Origin of the sequence: Planococcus sp. SSTMD024 (genome assembly GCF_041320495.1) — a bacterium.
Classification (GTDB): domain Bacteria; phylum Bacillota; class Bacilli; order Bacillales_A; family Planococcaceae; genus Planococcus.
On the sequence record NZ_JBGGNS010000022.1, the window covers coordinates 599668 to 615955 of the forward strand.

The 16288-nt window shown below is 49.3% G+C and carries 17 protein-coding genes; 14 read left to right on the forward strand and 3 right to left on the reverse strand.

Going from position 1 to position 16288, the window contains the following annotated elements:
- Positions 1-164 precede the first annotated feature (164 nt).
- The 13 genes from AB9R92_RS11815 to mdrP all read left to right on the forward strand — a co-directional run bounded on the left by AB9R92_RS11815 (position 165) and on the right by mdrP (position 12725).
- A complete protein-coding gene (locus tag AB9R92_RS11815) occupies positions 165-842 on the forward strand; it encodes an SOS response-associated peptidase (protein WP_370669638.1) in 678 nt (225 codons plus the stop codon).
- Between the two features lie 27 nt (positions 843-869).
- Positions 870-1751, forward strand: a complete 882-nt coding sequence (locus tag AB9R92_RS11820; RefSeq protein WP_370669639.1) for a patatin-like phospholipase family protein — start codon at positions 870-872, stop codon at positions 1749-1751.
- Entirely contained in the window at positions 1751-2197 is a 447-nt protein-coding gene (locus AB9R92_RS11825) for a GNAT family N-acetyltransferase (RefSeq protein ID WP_370669640.1), read from the forward strand. Before AB9R92_RS11820 ends, AB9R92_RS11825 begins: the two co-directional genes overlap by 1 nt.
- Positions 2198-2345: 148 nt before the next feature.
- Positions 2346-2555, forward strand: a complete 210-nt coding sequence (locus AB9R92_RS11830) for a DUF896 domain-containing protein (protein ID WP_370669641.1) — start codon at positions 2346-2348, stop codon at positions 2553-2555.
- Between the two features lie 39 nt (positions 2556-2594).
- On the forward strand, positions 2595-3464 hold the full coding sequence (hslO, locus tag AB9R92_RS11835; protein ID WP_370669642.1) for an Hsp33 family molecular chaperone HslO: 870 nt from the start codon (positions 2595-2597) through the stop codon (positions 3462-3464).
- Between the two features lie 121 nt (positions 3465-3585).
- On the forward strand, positions 3586-4188 hold the full coding sequence (locus AB9R92_RS11840) for an alpha/beta hydrolase (protein WP_370670106.1): 603 nt from the start codon (positions 3586-3588) through the stop codon (positions 4186-4188).
- A 113-nt stretch (positions 4189-4301) separates the two neighbouring features.
- Positions 4302-5273, forward strand: coding sequence for a glutaminase (locus AB9R92_RS11845; RefSeq protein WP_370669643.1), 972 nt, complete (start codon positions 4302-4304; stop codon positions 5271-5273).
- Between the two features lie 156 nt (positions 5274-5429).
- On the forward strand, positions 5430-7478 hold the full coding sequence (locus AB9R92_RS11850; protein ID WP_370669644.1) for a catalase: 2049 nt from the start codon (positions 5430-5432) through the stop codon (positions 7476-7478).
- Between the two features lie 123 nt (positions 7479-7601).
- A complete protein-coding gene (locus AB9R92_RS11855; protein ID WP_370669645.1) occupies positions 7602-8726 on the forward strand; it encodes a YsnF/AvaK domain-containing protein in 1125 nt (374 codons plus the stop codon).
- Positions 8727-8819: 93 nt separating this feature from the next.
- Positions 8820-9020, forward strand: a complete 201-nt coding sequence (locus AB9R92_RS11860) for a YwbE family protein (protein WP_058382826.1) — start codon at positions 8820-8822, stop codon at positions 9018-9020.
- A gap of 15 nt (positions 9021-9035) precedes the next feature.
- The gene (locus AB9R92_RS11865) at positions 9036-9212 is read left to right on the forward strand and encodes a hypothetical protein (protein ID WP_370669646.1); all 177 of its coding nucleotides are present in this window, start codon (positions 9036-9038) and stop codon (positions 9210-9212) included.
- A gap of 78 nt (positions 9213-9290) precedes the next feature.
- Positions 9291-11420, forward strand: coding sequence for an ATP-dependent helicase (locus tag AB9R92_RS11870; RefSeq protein WP_370669647.1), 2130 nt, complete (start codon positions 9291-9293; stop codon positions 11418-11420).
- Positions 11421-11450: 30 nt separating this feature from the next.
- Positions 11451-12725, forward strand: a complete 1275-nt coding sequence (mdrP, locus tag AB9R92_RS11875; RefSeq protein ID WP_370669648.1) for a multidrug efflux MFS transporter MdrP — start codon at positions 11451-11453, stop codon at positions 12723-12725.
- Between the two features lie 48 nt (positions 12726-12773).
- On the opposite strand, the gene AB9R92_RS11880 is transcribed toward mdrP, so the two are convergent.
- Positions 12774-13085: a DUF3243 domain-containing protein gene (locus tag AB9R92_RS11880; RefSeq protein ID WP_370669649.1), complete on the reverse strand. Its 312-nt coding sequence runs from the start codon at positions 13083-13085 to the stop codon at positions 12774-12776.
- 163 nt (positions 13086-13248) lie between these two features.
- On the opposite strand from AB9R92_RS11880, the gene AB9R92_RS11885 reads away from it, so the two are divergent.
- The gene (locus AB9R92_RS11885; RefSeq protein WP_370669650.1) at positions 13249-14112 is read left to right on the forward strand and encodes a VLRF1 family aeRF1-type release factor; all 864 of its coding nucleotides are present in this window, start codon (positions 13249-13251) and stop codon (positions 14110-14112) included.
- A gap of 85 nt (positions 14113-14197) precedes the next feature.
- Here AB9R92_RS11885 and AB9R92_RS11890 read toward each other — a convergent pair whose 3' ends face one another.
- Both AB9R92_RS11890 and hmpA read right to left on the reverse strand, forming a co-directional pair.
- Positions 14198-14878, reverse strand: coding sequence for a hypothetical protein (locus AB9R92_RS11890; protein ID WP_370669651.1), 681 nt, complete (start codon positions 14876-14878; stop codon positions 14198-14200).
- 95 nt (positions 14879-14973) lie between these two features.
- The gene (hmpA, locus tag AB9R92_RS11895; RefSeq protein ID WP_370669652.1) at positions 14974-16155 is read right to left on the reverse strand and encodes an NO-inducible flavohemoprotein; all 1182 of its coding nucleotides are present in this window, start codon (positions 16153-16155) and stop codon (positions 14974-14976) included.
- Positions 16156-16288 lie beyond the last annotated feature (133 nt).

Sequence of the window (16288 nt, forward strand, 5' to 3'; positions counted from 1 at the left end):
GCAATTCCTCCTCATTTCCATATAGTCTCTCCATTATAACATTCTTTTGGCTTGAACGCTGAAAGGGCGCCCTTAAAGGGATGGACAGCACATTGCTAGAGAAGTTTGAAAAATCTGTTATATTGGAGGTAAGCGAATCCACTTAAAAGAAGGGGAGGATTTCAATGTGCGGAAGATTTGCATTATATGCAGATTACGGAGCCTTGCTCGAGCGTTTTGACATAAAAGAAGCCGCGCTCGATCAAGCTTCCTACGAAGAGAATTATAATGTGGCGCCTTCCCAGCAGGTCGTGGCGGTCATCAATGACGGCGAGCATAACCGGCTTGGGACTTTGCGCTGGGGGCTTATCCCATCGTGGGCGAAAGACGAGAAAATCGGTTACAAGATGATCAATGCCCGGGCGGAAACCGCTGCGGAAAAACCGAGTTTCCGCCATGCTTTCAAGAAAAAACGCTGCCTGATCCCGGCGAATGCATTCTATGAATGGAAAAAAGGGCAGGATGGCAAAACGCCGATGCTCATCCATTTGAAGGACGATGAATTATTCGCGTTTGCAGGGCTATGGGAATCATGGAAATCGCCGGACGGGGAAGTGATCCATAGCTGCACGATTTTGACAACGCAGGCGAATGCCTTGATGGCGGATATCCATGACCGCATGCCGGTGATTCTATCAAAGGACGCTGAGAAGGCTTGGCTGGATCCGGATGTCCAGGATCCCGAGTTGTTGCAGCAACTTATCCAACCTTACGCAGCGAAAGAGTTGGAAGCATACGAAGTATCCAGCGCAGTCAACTCGCCAAAGAATAAAGGGCAGGAATTGATTCGGAAAATCGGATGATCACACTTTCAGGCAAAGGGGAGGGTCATGGTGAAAAGCGGATTGATCTTGGAAGGCGGCGGCATGCGGGGCGTGTATACGGCGGGCGTGCTGCAGAAGCTCATGGAAGAGAATGTGTTTACGGATTACGTCATTGGGGTGTCGGCCGGAGCATGCAATGCCGTCTCGTATCTTTCCCGGCAAAGCGGCAGGAACCGGACGGTGATGATCGATTATGTCACGCATCCCGATTATATTTCCATGAAGAATTTTCTGAAGAAACGGGAACTGTTCGGCATGAACTTGATTTTCGATGATATCCCGAACCGGCTGGTGCCATTCGATTATGGCGGATTCGGTGCAGCCGCGGAAGAATTCGTCGTCGGCACTACAGACTGCATGACAGGGGAAGCAATTTATTACCGCAAGCCGCTGCCCCCGGAAGAATTGCTCGCGGTTGTGCGGGCGTCGAGTTCGCTGCCGTTCATGTCGCGCCCCGTGGAATTCGGCGGACGCCTTCTCATGGACGGCAGCCTCGCCGACCCGCTGCCAATCAAACAAGCCTTGTCGGACGGCGTGACCAAGCCGATCATCGTGATGACTAGAGAAAAGAGCTACCGGAAGCGCCATACGCCTTTGATGCGGCTAGCGCCGACATTTGCCCGCCAGTACCCCGGCCTTGCGCGGGCATTGGAAGAACGGCAGCGGGTTTATAATGAATCATTGGCGCATATAGAGGAGCTTGAAGCGCAGGAAAAAGCCATGATCATCCGTCCCCGCAATTTGCATAAGCTGCGCGGCATCGAGCGGGATCAGGAGCGGCTTGCGGCTTTGTATGTCCAAGGCTACCGGGATGCAGAGTTGATGGTGCCACGGGCCCGGAAATTCATCCAGGAACAAAATACTTTAAGTTTGGAAAGGAGTTTGTGATGATTGCCCAAATAGATCAGACAGACGAGAAAACTGCACGTGACATCCAATCGATCCAGCGGCCGGCTTACCGGATTGAAGCGGAATTGATGGGGTTTCATGACATCCCCCACATTTCCGAAACAATCGAAGAAATCCAGCGAAGCGACGAGACATTCCTCGGCTATCAGGAAGAGTATCTGAAGGGCTTCATTTCCTATAAAGAAGAAGGCGAGGTCATCGACATTTACCGGCTCGTCGTGGACCCGCTTCAGTTTCGGCAAGGCATCGCCCGCAGCCTGGTCGGTCATCTGCTGGAGCACAATAAAGAAAAAGAGTTAATCGTCAGCACAGGCACGGCAAATACGCCGGCCCGCATGCTGTATGAATCGTTCGGCTTCCGTGAGGAAGAAACTTTCGAGGTTGCACCAGGCATCACATGCACTCAATTCCGTCTCGCCAATTGACCGCCTGCCGCCGCAGTTCCCCTAAAACTGCAGGCGGTTTTTTATGCTTTCAGGAGATACAGGCACATTTATTTATTTTTAATTCGAGATAATATAAAATGGAGGAAGTGGATATGTCCCTGTCCGCACAGAAAGGAGTGCGATTCAGATGATTAAAATTTTGCCGCGCATTAACGAATTGGCGCAAAAAGAGCGCAGCTACGGATTGGACTATGCGGAAATCCGGGAACAGCAAGTGCTCCGCCGCGAGTATCTCCAGGAAATCCGTGGGCAAGTCGAGACGACAGTAACGAATATGACGGTTATCGACCCGCTTGGCGCAGATGTTACACCGAGCAAAGTCAAAGACTTGAGATAAATGAAAAAAACCAGACGATTTCAGAGAGGAAGAAAATAGATGAACGATTATTTAGTGAAAGCCTTGGCCTACGATGGCCAAATTCGTGCCTTTGCAACGCGCACGACAGAAACGGTGAACGAGGCGCAGCGCCGCCATTATACATGGCCAACAGCGTCCGCGGCACTTGGCCGTTCGATGACAGCGAGTGTCATGCTCGGCGCGATGCTGAAAGGCGAAGAAAAATTGACGATTAAAATCAATGGGGGCGGCCCGCTTGGCACGATTCTCGTGGATGCCAACGCAAAGGGTGAAGTGCGTGGCTATGTTTCCAATCCGCAGACCCACTTTGATTTGAATGAGCAAGGCAAACTTGATGTCCGCCGGGCAGTCGGGACAGAAGGGACACTGACTGTCTCCAAAGATATCGGTTTGCAGCATCCGTACGTCGGGCAAGTGCCGATCGTCTCCGGTGAGCTTGGAGATGACTTTACCCATTACATCGTGACTTCTGAACAGACGCCTTCCTCTGTCGGCGTCGGCGTTATCGTCAATCCCGACAATACCATCCTGGCTTCAGGCGGCTTCATGATCCAATTGATGCCGGGGACTGATGAAAAAGTGATCAGCCAGCTCGAACAGCGCCTGACCGAAATCCCGACCATCTCCAATATGGTCCGTGCCGGCTTGACGCCCGAGGATATTCTCGATGAAGTATTGGGGAAAGAAAATGTCAAAGCGCTCGATACGATGCCGGTGAATTTCCAATGCCAATGTTCGCGTGAACGCATCCATAACGCGATCCAAGGCCTTGGGTCCGCGGAAATCGAAGATATGATCGTGACAGATGGCCAGGCGGAAGCGCAATGCCATTTCTGCAACGAAACTTATCTGTTCACGAAAGATCAATTGCAGGATATGCTTTCTTAATTAACGCTATATAAAGCCTGCGGAATATTCCGCAGGCTTTTTGATTTGGAAGCGTTAGGCAGTTATGATATGATATCGTTATCTCGAATTAAAGATATTATAAATGGGAGGTTTTCACATGATGAAACATATTTACAACCCGCCCGCGGATACGTCCAAGCCGACATTCCTTCTATTGCACGGGACCGGTGGCACAGAAACAGACTTGTTGCCGGCAGCAGGGCACATCGATCCGGAAGCGGGCGTGCTAAGCGTTCGAGGAAATGTTTCGGAAAACGGCATGCCGAGGTTTTTCAAACGATTGTCTGAAGGCGTCTTCGACATGGAAGATTTGCGTGAACGGACAGAAGAGCTGCATGCATTTATCGGCCAGGCAGCTGATGAATACGGCTTTGACCGCAATAACGTCATCGCACTTGGTTATTCAAACGGTGCGAATATTGCCGCAAACCTATTGTTCTCGTACAATGATTCATTGAAAGCGGCGATCTTGCACCATCCAATGGTGCCGGACCGCACTAAAAAATTGCCGAACTTGGAAGGCACGCGCGTTTTCATCGCTGCTGGCACCAACGACCCGATCTGCCCGAAAGAAGAATCGGAAGACCTGGAAAAGCTTTTAAGCGCAGCGGGGGCCGACGTCGACCTGCACTGGGAAAACCAGGGCCACCAGCTGACAATGGACGAATTGGCCGCGGCCAAAGCTTGGTATGAAAAAGGGTGAACAAAGCTCCTCCGACTAAGGGGGAGTTTTTTCTTTCGCCCGATTCCGTTCCGCAAGCTTTGACAATCATGATATGCTTCGGTCATGATTAATGAAAACGAACTAAAGGAGGGATGGCGGTGCAAAACAATCCGCGCATCACCGAGCAGCTTGAAGCTTGGGTGAAAGAAAACAAAGGGCATGCTGTCCTCGGCACCACAGCCCAGTACATACCGGCCTTGGGCAAAGTCGACCCAGGCAAACTCGGAATCTGCATGATCGATGAAGACGGCCATTATTATTGCGCAGGGGACACCGATACCGAGTTCACCTTGCAGAGCATATCCAAAGCGCTGACATTTGTCGCGCTCAGTTGCCACTACGGTTTGGACTTCGTATTGGAGCGGGTGGACGTGGAGCCGACGGGCGAAGCGTTCAATTCCATCGTGCCATTTGAAATCCACCGGCCGAATAAGCCGTTCAACCCGTTCATCAATGCAGGGGCCATCACGATCTCCTCGTTGCTGCCGGGACGGAATGCGCAAAAGAAATTTGAATTTTTGAAGGGGTTTCTGGAAGAATTGCTTGGCCATCCGATCGAAATCGACAAGGAAGTTTACGAGTCGGAATGGGCCACCTCACACCGCAACCGGGCACTCGCTTATTATTTGAAGGAAGCCAATTTCCTGGAACTTGAAGTGGAAGAAGCGCTCGATATCTACATCAGCCAATGCGCCATCAAAGTATCGGTGAAGGACTTGGCACTTCTCGGCTTGATCCTCGCCTACGACGGCTACAACCCGATCACGAAAGTGAAGCATTTTTCCGAAGAAATCGCGCAAGTGACAAAAGTGTTGATGGTTACTTGCGGCATGTACAATTCATCCGGGAATTTCGCGGCGCATGTCGGCATTCCGGCGAAAAGTGGCGTTTCAGGCGGCATTATGGCAGCCGTTCCGCCGAAGCTCCATTCGCAAACCTATGAATTCCGTGCAGGAGCGGGCATCGGCGTTTACGGGCCGGCAATTGACGTGCAAGGGAACAGCGCTGCCGGAACGATGATGCTTCGGCAAATTTCAAAAGAGTGGGATTTAAGCATTTTTTGATAAAATACCAAAATGAAGAAAGGCCTTGCAGTGAAATCACTCTACTGCAAGGCCTTTTTTCATAGTTTTTTTCGATTTTTCTATATATTTGTTTCCGGTTATGGTGAGGGGGTACAGAAAGACTAGGCAATATATAAATGGATGAGGAGTGGAAAAATGGCACAAGATCCGAAGAAAGTCGATGAAAACAGCAAGAACGAACAGTTGGAGCAATTCCGTTCAGACGACAGCGGCAAGGACTTGACGACGAACCAAGGCTTGAAACTATCGGAGGACGAATTTTCCTTAAAAGCGGGTGAGCGCGGGCCGACTTTGATGGAAGATTTTCATTTCCGTGAAAAAATGACCCATTTCGACCATGAGCGCATTCCAGAGCGCGTGGTCCATGCACGTGGATTTGCAGCACACGGTGAATTTGAAGCTTATGATTCGCTTGAACATCTGACGAAAGCAAAATTCCTTTCGAAAAAAGGCAAGAAGACACCCGTTTTCGTCCGTTTTTCCACAGTAGCTGGCTCTCGCGGTTCTGCAGAGACAGTGCGCGACGCACGCGGCTTTTCGACGAAGTTCTATACAGAAGAAGGCAATTACGATTTGGTCGGAAACAACATTCCGGTCTTCTTTATCCAGGATGCCATCAAGTTTCCTGATTTGGTCCATGCGATCAAACCGGAGCCGCATAACGAGATTCCGCAAGCCGCAACAGCCCACGATACGTTCTGGGATTTTGTCGCAAACAACCAGGAATCAGCCCATATGGTCATGTGGACGATGTCTGACCGTGCCATTCCAAGAAGCTTCCGGACAATGGATGGATTCGGTGTTCACGCATTCCGTTTCGTCAACGCGGAAGGAAAATCCCATTTCGTGAAATTCAATTGGAAATCGACGCTCGGCGTCCATTCCCTCGTATGGGATGAAGCCCAGAAAATCAACGGGAAAAACCCTGACTTCCACCGGGCGGATCTGCATGAAGCCATTGAAAGCGGCGACTATCCGGAATATGAACTGGGTGTCCAGATTGTCCCGGAAGAAGACGAGCACAAATTCGATTTTGATTTGCTCGATGCGACAAAAATGTGGCCGCAAGAAGAGATTCCGATCCACATCGTCGGCAAGATGACCTTGAACCGCAACGTCGACAATGTCTTTGCGGAAACCGAGCAAGTGGCATTTCATCCAGGCCATGTAGTGCCGGGAATCGATTTTTCGAATGACCCGCTTCTCCAAGGCCGTTTGTTTTCCTATACAGATACGCAATTGATCCGCCTGGGCGGGCCGAATTTCCATGAGCTGCCGATCAACCGCGCCGTTTGCCCATTCCATAACAACCAGCGCGATGGCTACGGCCGCCAGACGATCAATAAAGGAAAAGTATCTTACCAGAAAAGCTCCTTCACCAACCATACGCCGGCACCGGTCAGCGAAGAGGACGGCGGATATGTTCATTACCAGGAAAAGGTGGAAGGCCGCAAGGTGCGCAAGCGCAGCGATAGCTTCAAGGATCACTTCTCGCAAGCGACGATGTTCTGGAACAGCATGAGCGATGCTGAACAACAGCACATTATCGAAGCGTTCAGCTTCGAGCTGGGCAAATGCGACAGCATCGATATCCGCCAACAAGTCGTGGATATGTATGCGAATGTCAACCTCAAGCTGGCACAGGAAATTGCCGCCAATATCGGCGTCAAAGCTCCTGAGACAGGAAATACCGATACGAGCAAACAATCACCGGCGTTGAGTCAGGAAAATACGGTGAAATCCGCGAAGACGCGCAAAGTGGGCGTTATCGTGGCACCTGATTTTAACGGCAAGGAAGTCATGGAAGTGCTTGACCAGCTCGAATCCAAAGGCTTGCAGTACGAGATCATCAGCGAAAAACAAGGAAAGCTGGATGCAGGAAACGGCAAGCAAATAAAAATCGACCATACGTTCACCACTGCGGACCCCGTCTTGTTTGATGCCATCTATGCAGTCGGCGGGCCGGATGTCAGCAAGAAATTCGCACGCAACGCCGCTTACTATGTAACGGAAGCATTCGGCCATTTCAAACCGATCGGCGCGACGCATGAAGGCAAGAAGTGGCTGGATGCCAATGGCTACACAGGAGAGCCGGGCGTCGTTACCGGCGATTCGATGAAAGGCTTCGCAGACAGCTTTATCGACGCGATTGCTGCGCACCGCCATTGGAATCGTGAAGTTTGATAAAATATGGTGGTAAAGTAGTATTTTGGCACATTTCAACCTGAAAATGTTTAATAGCATAACTGAGGGGTAATTTCAAGACTAGAAAGCAAAAAACTTCTCAAAAAAATGGAGGAATTTGAAATGGCTAACAATAAATTCATGGGAACATTCGACACAGAAACAGAAGTATTGAAAAAGATCGAAGACATGAAAGCGCAAGGCTCACGTGAAGAAGACATGTATGTGATGGCCCGCAACGAAGACCAGATTTCAATGGTACGCGGACGCACAGATGTGGATTACAAATCATCTGAAGGCAATTGGATGGATAAATTCATGGGCTTCCTATCCGGCAATGAACCGACGCGCGAAGCCTTCTCCAATATGGGTGTAGACGAAGCGGAAGCAGACCGCTACTACAACGATGTACAAAACGGCAAAATCCTCTTGTTCGTCGACCGCGAATTCGGCGCAAACTATGAAGGGGCAGCGCCATACGACAACACTGGCTACGGCAATGTCGACAGCACAACAAACTCAGGAACTGTCGATAGCACGACAAGTACTACAAAAGTCGATAACTCGGCTGTGGCTCGAGACGGACTGACAGTCGATACCAACGACGAAAACGACGTAGCGTATAATACAGAACGCGACGCATTGGGCTCTGAGACAGCAGGTGTCGACAGAGAACGCGGCACTGGATTCGGCCTTGGCGCCGAAGACCGTACGACAGATGATGCCCATGCGACAGGCACTCATCGTGCGACTTCTGATTTCAACGACGAAACGACAAACCGCAACCGCACAGTCGAAGACATCGACCGCGACCTAGACCGTGCAGGATCTGAAGAAGAGCGCCTGCGTTTGCACGAAGAACGCTTACAAGTCAATAAAGAACGCGTCCAAACGGGCGAAGTCCACGTTGACAAACACGTCGTCGAGGAAGAGCAATCGCTTGAAGTACCGGTTGAACGTGAGGAAGTATATGTTGAGCGCCGCCCAGTGAACGAAGAAGAAACTACTGGCACGCATAATTATACGGAAGGCGAAGATATTCACGTGCCGGTTTCTGAAGAACGCGTTGATGTAACGAAAAAAGACGTAGTGTCTGAAGAAATCTCCATCGGTAAAAACAAAGTACAGGATACAGAGCATGTCAGCGAAACAGTCCGCAAAGAAGAAGCAGACATCCACAAAGACGGCGACTTGGTCGAAGAAGACGAGTTTGACCGCAAAGACCGGACTGACCGCGACAGATTATAAGCAGATTGAATGAAAAGCGGAGGGATTTCCCTCCGCTTTTTTGTATGGCTAAGGCAAATCGATTATAATGGAAGCAAGCTTGGAGGGATGAAAATGGACGGGAAAAAAAGAAGCGATGTAAAGCCAGGGCTTGAAGTGAATGTGATCTTAAAAAAAGACCAGCGAACCGGCAAGAAAACAAAAGGCGTCGTTAAGGATTTATTGACGAACTCTGCGACGCATCCTCACGGCATTAAAGTACGCCTAGAGGACGGGCAGGTCGGCCGTGTTTGTGAAATTCTAAACAGCAAGTGAAAGGACGGGATTTGCATGAGCGATCAGCACAACCAAGACGACTTGCAATCATCGGACCCGAGAAGGATCGGGGCGAACCGCACGAGCAAGGAGCAGGACGAAAAAGAGCGTGTGCATGAAGATTTGGAAACGAGAAAAGACAAGCGCCCAACAGGCGACCCCGCTAAACCACAGAAACGCAATTTTATTTGAATGGAAAGCAGGCCACATAAATGGGCCTGCTTTTGTGCTATTATGAAAGAGATTGCCAACGCATAAAAGGAGTCCATCATGAGTGATTTTTTTGAACGAAAAAAACAAGAGCTCGGTGTCGAGCTAAATAAAATACAGAAAAAAGCCGTAACGAAGACAGAAGGTCCGCTATTGCTTCTTGCATGCCCGGGTTCCGGCAAAACGACGACCATGATCATGAGAATCGGTTATTTGATCGAGGAAAAATCCGTCCAGCCGAAGCGCATCAAAGCGATCACTTTCAGCAAGGCATCGGCGACCGATATGCTAGAACGCTACGCGCGGTTCTTTCCCGGACTTGCGCCGGTGGATTTTTCCACGATACATAGTTTGGCTTTTCAGATTACGAGGGACTATTTGTCGGCAGACGACTATGTAATGATCGAAGGGGGCGATTCGAACCGCCTCAATAAAAAACGCCTGCTGAAAGACATTTACGCCCGTGAGAATAACGAGCCCATTACCGATGATCAATTGGAAGAATTGCTGTCGTTCATCAGCTTTGTGAAAAACAAAATGGTGCCGAAGAGAAAATGGAAGACACTCGACGAACCATTCCCAAGCGCCATCGATATTTTGACAATTTACGAAGAATTCAAAGAAAATCATGAGCCGCGGCTTGTGGATTTCGATGATATGCTGACAATCGCTTTTGAGGCGCTGACTACAGACCGTAAGCTACTGCCGAAATACCAGCAGCGCTGGGATTACGTCATGACCGATGAAAGCCAGGACACTTCGATGGTTCAGCACGCCATCGTTGAGAAGCTGGTCGAAAGTCATCGCAATTTATGCGTCGTGGCGGATGACGACCAGTCGATTTACACGTGGCGGGCAGCGGAACCGAGCTACTTGCTGAAGTTCCGCCAAGTGTACCCGGACGCCTACATCATGAAAATGGAGCGCAATTACCGCTCATCGGGAACCATCGTCAGTACGGCCAATCAATTCATCAAAGCGAATAAATTGCGCCATGATAAAAATATGTTCACTGACCGTCCGGAAGGCGGACCGATCGTCATCCGGCGCCTCGCCTCGCAAGAAGCGCAGCTGAAGTATTTGTTGAAAGAACTTTCCGCCCTCGAGGAATACGGAAACGCCGCCATTTTGTACCGCAATAATTCTTCTTCAACTTTATTGATGGATGAGTTGGACCGTCTCGGCATTCCTTTCTATATGAAAGATGCAGACAACCGCTTTTTCAGCCATTGGATTGTCCAGGACATTTTGAACTTCATGCGTTTCAGCTTGCGTCCGGAACGGGTGGATTTGTATTCCAAGGTCGCTTCGAAGACAAACGCCTACTGGTCGGCCACGCAGCTTAAGCAATTGGGTCGGATGCAGCCGACGAAGCAGCATGCGTTCGAAGAGATCACCTTGGCTGTCACTATGAAGGACTACCAGCTTCGGATCATCGCGGAACAACGGAGATCGGTGGACGCGTTGAAGGATATGCCGCCTTTGAAAGTGATCCAGACCATCCGCCGTGATATGGGCTATGACCAGATGCTCAAAAGCCGTGCGGAGAAATTCGGCATGAAGCTAGATTATTTGCAGCAGATCCTCAGCACGCTTGAACAAATCGCTGAACCGCTTCCGACAATGATGGACTTCGCGAAACGTTTGAAACAGCTGGAGGAAGTGACAAAGCAGGCAAAAACCGAAAAGACCGACGATATGTTGACCTTGTCCACGATGCACAGCTCAAAAGGCTTGGAGTTTGACCGGGTCTATTTGATTGATTTGGTCGAAGGGATTGTGCCAACAGAGGAAGACGCCGACGACCCTGCTTTGCTGGAGGAAGCGAGGCGTTTGTTCTATGTCGGCATGACACGGGCGAAGCGCCATCTGGAATTGCTCAGCTACGACAAGGAATCACGTTTCGTGGAAGAAGTGCGGCGCATCGCCTTGCCGAAAATGAAGCAAGCAGCAATCGCCAAACCGTCCACGCCCAAAGCTCCGAAAGCTAAAATTACTGTGCCGGATAATCCTGATGCAGTCCGTTCCGTCGAGGAATTGCGGGTGGGGGCGAATATACGTCACCGCGTCTTCGGAAATGGCCGGATTACGGATTTGGATGATGAGAAAGTCGGCATCCAGTTTGCCAAAGAGCATAAAGAATTTCTATTGGAAATTTGCCTGCAATATCAATTGCTCGAACTGGTATAAGAAAGCAAACGCAGAAGCGAGGCATTATAGATGAAGATCAAGGATTGGAATCGCAGCTTGAAAGTCAGGCTGGTGGGCGAGTTTTTCATGAATACAAGTTTTTGGATGGTGTTCCCATTCTTGGCGATTTATTTCGCGGAAGAGTTCGGGAAAGGGATGGCGGGGCTATTGCTGATCGTCTCCCAAATGTTTTCTGTGGCTGCCAATTTATTTGGCGGCTATTTTGCTGACCGTTTCGGGCGCAAGCGCATGCTCGTGTCGGCAGCAGTAGCGCAAGGCTTTGCCTTCTTGCTGTTCGCTATGGCAAACTCGCCGTGGCTCAGTTCGCCCGAGCTCAGTTTTATAGCCTTCACTTTAGCCGGCATGTGCGGCTCCTTGTACTGGCCAGCAAGCCAGGCGATGATTGCGGATGTCATTCCGGAAAAATACCGGAGCGATGTATTTGCGGTATTTTACACGACCTTGAATATTGCCGTCGTGATCGGCCCTTTGTTCGGCGCGGTGTTGTTCTTTTCTTACCGTTTCGAATTGCTGTTGGCAGTTGCTGTCATTTCGATGCTGCTCGGGTTGTTATTGCGCCTTTACACAGAGGAGACCCTATCGGCTGCAGTGATGGATAAATGGAAAGAGGGAAATACGACTGGCTGGAGAGGCGCAGTGCTGACCCAAGTAAAAGACTACGGCATCATCTTAAAAGACCGTGTCTTTTTACTGTTTGTCGTTGCGGGTGTCATGGGGGCGCAAACCTTCATGCAGTTGGACCTGGTTATTCCGGTTTATTTGAAAGAGACGATCGACCGCCAAACGATTCTCGATTTTCTCGGTCGTGAGTGGTCGGTGACTGGAGAAACGTCTTTTGGCATTTTGCTTGCGGAAAATGGCTTGATTGTAGCACTTCTGACAGTAGTCATTACGCGTTGGATGACCAAATTCCCGGAGAAATGGGTGTTCTTTTTCTCGGCCATGTTATTCGGCTTATCGATGGCAATTTTCCCAATGACTTCGTGGTTTTGGATATTCTTTGTGGCGATGGCGGTCTTCACATTCGCTGAATTGATGATTGTCGGGCTGCAGCAAAGCTTTATTTCCAAACTGGCGCCCGAGTCGATGCGCGGCCAGTATTTCGCAGCAGCAAGCCTGCGCTATACAATCGGGCGGATGATTGCGCCGATTTCGATCCCGATGACCGCTTGGTTCGGGTTTGGCTGGACCTTTATTATCCTCGGTACATTTGCGGTGTTGAGCGGCTTCGTTTATTTGTGGATGTTCCATTTGTATGAAAAAAGGGCCGTTGCGAATGTATAGCTAAGCAGAAAAAAGCCTGAGCGGTTAAGCTCAGGCTTTTTTGGATGATTAGTTTTGTTCTTTTGCCAATTTGACTAGCATATGTGCGAGCATGTGCTGCTCTTCTTTGTCGCCAACTTGCCATAAGCGCTGCAATAGATACTCTTCGCTATTTTTCGGATCTTCTTTTTTCGCCAAGTAGTCAGCTACTTTAGATGCCAGTTGTGCAATGCGCTCTTCGCTTAAGCCCATTTTTTCACCCATCTGTACTTTATCGCCTAAGTAATCGATGAAAGTCGAGAACTCAGCCAGAATCTGTTCTTTCTTTTTATTATCCGTGTTGCTCAATTTTTCTTCTACTTTTTTATCAACGTTTTCCATGTATAATTCACTCCTCGTCATTTTTTGTTGCTAGTTAGTGTTTACCACTGCCTGGAAAATTTAAACGTTAGAATATTGAAAAAGAAAAGGGCGGCTGCCGTTTAAGCAGAAGCGGTTGGGGTATTCAGATAACAAGTAAGGATTAAAGGAGGATGATGGGTGAATGACATTATACGACGAAATCCAAGAGCTGAAACAATTTGAGTGTGAAGACCGCTGTGTGCTGAGTGTATATCTCAATACGAATCCAGCAGACCGCGAAGCGCAGAATGGGGCCTGGAAGATCCAGCTGAAGAATGGCCTGAAGCGCCTCGATGAATACTTGACCGCCTCAAAAGATGAAAAAGAGTTGAAAGCCTACAAAGAATTACGCAAAAAAGTAGAAAAGGAAATAACGGATAATCAAGGCGACCTCCAGAAGGGTGTCGTTATTTTTGCATCCACTCAAGACGATTTGTTTTGGGTCAAGCATTTGCAGATTTCCGTCAAAACCGATTTCCAATGGGAAAACAAACCGGCGCTTGACCAATTGCGTTATATTTACAAAGCGTATCCATATGCAGGTGTGGTGCTGCCAAGCTTTAAAGGCATTCGCGTGCTCGATACCTCTGTCGGCATCGTCAATGAAGAAGTGTATTATGAGTTCGATGCAGGCCTCGAAGTATGGACAGAGCAAAAAGGCGTCAGAAGTTCCGGGCGCATTCAAGGGCGCAGCGGCGCCGGGTCGACTGGGGGCGGGGCTGCCGGCGGAAACAGCCCGGTCATCGGAGGCAGCGGAGGCGGAAGCCCGACCGACGAACTGGACCATCGCCTAAAGGAAAACTTGGACCGTTTCTATAAAGACATGGGCTCGAAAATCGAGAAGCTGAAAAAAGAGCGGCGCTGGGAAGAAATCCACGTCATCGGTGAAGCTGAACATGCCCAGTCATTTTCCAAAGTGCTCCACAAAAAGCCCAATAGCTGCATCCATAAAAACCTGATCAATAATAGTGCAGATAAGATCTTGCATGAAGTATTCGAGAAATAATAAAAAGCTCCGGCGAGGTAGTGACTCCTTAAAGTTAGAGTTCAAATCTAACTTTTGGGGTGCACTACCCGATGCCGGAGCTTTTTTAATTGGGCTGCGGGCAGAACGTGCAAGTGCCGAACACAGGCAATTCTTTATACAAGCAGCAGGTTTTCCGCATCGGCTCGGAAACAGCCCGTTCAAGCGGCGTGGTGCCAATGAAATTTCGCCACGGGGATTTGCGCAGCGGTTCCCAATTCCGGTCATCCATCAGCCAGTCGATATCTTCAGCGGCAATCCGTGGATATTGCCGCTGAAGGTTTGCGTAATACCAAACAAGTGAACCGAGCACGTTTTCCCAGCACGTAATCGGTGAAATCTTGGCGTGGCGGCGCAGCTGCTCGAGCAGCGCGCCAGTTTGACCGATCAATACATAGCGGAAAGCTTCGCTTCTATGCGCGGCAGATATTTCAATGAAATCAGCGGATTCGACGTGGAAAGAGATCAACGGCAAGCCGTAATTCTGCATATGACCAAAGCCCAGATTTTCAGGCGGGGTTTTAAAATAACCGCCATGCTGATGGATTAAGGTGAATTGGGCTGTTACGAACAAGGCGATTTGGCGGAAAAAATAAGAAACTGCGACCCCGTTGTTTTCCGTCCCGCACCAATCCTTTAGCTCTTCAATCAATATTTCGGGATTAGAAGAAAAGGGATGGGCAGAACGACGGTCGACGATGACCGATTGCATTTGAAGTGCTTGTTTGGCAGCGATAGGCAAGTGCATCTCGATTCCCCCTTTATCTCCATGCTACCGGAATGAAATGGGGCTGCCAAGCGACAAAAAACCGCTTCCCGGAATTGGGAAGCGGTTTTTACTATTTACACGAATTGCAGGGCTACAGCAGGCCCGAAGAATTCGTAGTGGATCTGCTCATCGGACATGCCGAGTGCGCGCAATTCGCTGATCATTTTCTCCATGAATGGAACCGGTCCACAAACGTAGACTTCACCGCTTGCATCGACCATGTCTTCGAGGATTTCACGAGTAATATAGCCTTGCGGTTCATCGGAATACAAAGTTTTGTATTTGGCATTGTCCATCGTCGCGACGTATTTTTGGACGTCTTTGTCGAAAGCATGCAAAGTTTCGTTGCGTGCTGCATGAAGGAATGAAACTGGGCGTTCCGGTGTTTGTGTCGCCACCGTTTCGAACATGCTCATCATCGGGGTGATGCCCACACCGCCGCTGACGAAAGCAACAGGCGTATCGCGTTTCGTATCGAGCACGAATTCGCCGGCAGGTGCACTCACTTCGATGCGGTCGCCTTCATCCATGTTTTCGTGCAAATAGACGGATACCAGGCCGTTCGGGTCATTATCGGCTTCGCGTTTGACGGAAATGCGGAATTCATCCGGACGCGACGCTTGGGATAAGCTGTATTGGCGATTGAAAAGGAACTCTTCTCCAGGGATGGCCAGGCGGACCGTAATGTATTGGCCAGCTTCGTAGCTTGGCACATTCTTGCCATCAGCCGGTTTTAAATAGAAGGAAGTGATGTTTTCACTTTCTGTGACTTTACGTGCGATGGTGAAGTCTTTGAAGAAGCTCCAGCCGTTCTCCTGGGTTTCCGCTTTTTCGTACATGCCGTTTTCGATGCTGATGAAAACATCGGCGATGACGCCGTATGCTTCTGCCCAAGCGTTGATGATGTCATCTGTCGCTGCATCGCCGAGCACTTCTTTGATTGCTTTCAAAAGGTATTCCCCGACAATCGGATAATGTTCTGCTTTGACACCGAGGCTCACGTGTTTATGGGCGATTTGTTCAACGGCGGGAAGAATTGCTTCCAAATTGTCGATGTGCACAGCAGCGGCATACACGGTATTGGCAAGCGCAGTTTGTTGGCGGCCTTGTTTTTGGTTGGCTTGGTTAAAAATATTTAAGAGTTCCGGATGCGCTTCGAACATATTGCTGTAAAAAACGGTTGTGATGGTTTTTCCGTGTTCAGCTAATACGGGGGCAGTGGATTTGACGATGGTTTTTGTTTGTTCGGATAACATAGTCAATCTCTCCTTTTGTTTTCTATAATCCCACTATAAACCGAAAGAAATTTAAAAGATATATTTAAAATACATCTTTAAAATTTAGACACAATTCATTTCACAGAAAAGTCACACATGGAATATGAACCTG